Genomic DNA, 1,740 nt, shown 5'->3' on the forward strand with positions numbered 1-1,740 from the left:
CTGACGGTGGTCCGGCACGTCTCGGACCGGATCGCGGTGATGTACCTCGGCAAGATCGTGGCCGCGGCCAGCGCCACCACCGCGCTGTGTCTGCTCGCCGTCGGCAGGGCACTGGGCCAGTCCTCGCTGTTGGCCAACTACCAGTACCACGGGCGCGACCGCGAGGAGGAGTGGGACCTGGTCGGCATGTTCTGCCGCCGCTTCCCCGTCCGCGCCGCCCTCGACGAGGGCACCGAACTGGGCGAGTTCGCCCGCCGGGTCCAGCGCGGGCTGACCGAGGGCGCGGCCCGCTCGGCCGCCCCCTTCACGCTGCCGGGTCTGCGCCGCCTCCTGGAGGACGAGCAGCCGTCGGACGGGCCCGCCACGGCGTGGCACCCGGGCCTGTCCCCGGTCACCGTCAACATCGTCCCCGGCCGGATGCGCGGCTCCCCGGCCGGCCGGACACCGGCGCCCGGGCTCACCGTCGAGCCGTACGCCGCAACCGAGTCGGGCCCCGAACCCGTCGCCCGGTACGGCGGGCAGCTCTGGGTGATAGCCACCACCGACCCCGAGCCGGTCTTCTACACCGACCACGACCGCACGGTCGTCCCCGACACCGCGGTCCAGGAGGTCTCCCGCCACCTGACCCTGCTCACCTCGCTGGCCGACGCGCCCACGGCAGCACGGCGGTTGGGCGACCTCGGCTGAAACGGCGTCCGCTGCCGCCGGTACCATCGGTGACGCAGCGACAACAACGGAATCCAGTTTGCTACGGAGCACGCATGCGTGATCAGGCCATCGGTGATTTCCTCCAGCAGTTGGCGGACCGGGTCCCGGCGCCGGGCGGTGGAGCGAGTGCCGCTCTGCACGCCGCCCAGGCGGCCGCCCTGCTCGGCATGGTGGCCCGCTACAGCGAGGGGCCGAAGTACGCCGAGCACGAGGCCGTGATCAGCCGCGTCCGCACGGAGACGGACGAGGCGCGCGACCAGGCCCTGCAGCTCGCCGAGGACGACGCGACGGCGTTCGGCGCGGTCGCCGCGGCCTACGGCCTGCCGAAGACCACCGACGAGGAGAAGGCCACCCGCTCGGCCACCATCGCCGACGCCCTGATCGGTGCCGCCGAGCCGCCCGCCCGCACCGTCGAGCTGTCCGTCCGGCTGGTCGAGCTGGCCGAGCTGCTGCTCCCGGTCGGCAACCGCAACGTGCTCAGCGACGTCGCCGCCGCCGCCGAAGCCATCCGGGCCGCCGCCGCCACCGGCCAGGTGAACGTCGAAGTGAATCTCGGCGGCATCAAGGACGAGGCCGCGCGCACCGCGTTCGCCGCCCGGGCCGCCGCGGCCGACCAGGTCGCGGAACGGGCCGCCGCCACCACCGCCGCCGTACGCAAGGAGATCAACCGGTGACCGCAGCCGTCCTTTCCGGCAGGGAACTCGCCGCCGCCATCCGCGCCGAGACCACCGAGCTCGCCGCGAAGCTGGCCGCCCAGGGCCGGCCCGTCCGCCTGGCCGTGGTCAGCGCCACCGACGACGGGGCCAGCGCCTGGTACGTACGCTCGATCGCCGGCGCGGCGGCCAAGTGCGGGCTGGTGTGCGACGTCGTCGACCTCGGCCCCGAGGCCACCACCACCGAGGTCGCCGACACCCTGCGCCGCCTCAGCGACGACCCGCAGGTGCCGAGACGCTGCTCACCTGGAAGGGCTCGCCCCGGTCGTCCACGCGCAGGGTGCCGTGCCGGTCCCCGCTGGTCCAGTCGAGTTCCAGG

2 protein-coding genes and 1 pseudogene are annotated in these 1,740 nt (G+C 74.4%); all 3 read left to right on the forward strand.

Annotated elements, in window-relative coordinates:
• Window positions 1-687, forward strand: a 687-nt coding sequence (locus ACWD3D_RS36650; RefSeq protein ID WP_451464968.1) for a hypothetical protein, incomplete at its 5' end; no start/stop codon positions are given.
• A 74-nt stretch (window positions 688-761) separates the two neighbouring features.
• Window positions 762-1,382, forward strand: coding sequence for a cyclodeaminase/cyclohydrolase family protein (locus tag ACWD3D_RS36655; protein WP_451464969.1), 621 nt, complete (start codon window positions 762-764; stop codon window positions 1,380-1,382).
• Window positions 1,379-1,591 (forward strand): annotated as a pseudogene (locus tag ACWD3D_RS36660) (tetrahydrofolate dehydrogenase/cyclohydrolase catalytic domain-containing protein); the annotation flags it as partial. The gene ACWD3D_RS36655 and the pseudogene ACWD3D_RS36660, both read left to right, overlap by 4 nt.
• Window positions 1,592-1,740: the final 149 nt, after the last annotated feature.

Source organism: Streptomyces sp. NPDC002690 (assembly GCF_053592415.1).

What these genes read in the sequence shown, in the direction of transcription:
- ACWD3D_RS36655 (WP_451464969.1), top strand. Translation starts at nt 762, where the DNA reads ATGCGTGATCAGGCCATCGGTGATTTCCTCCAGCAGTTGGCGGACCGG.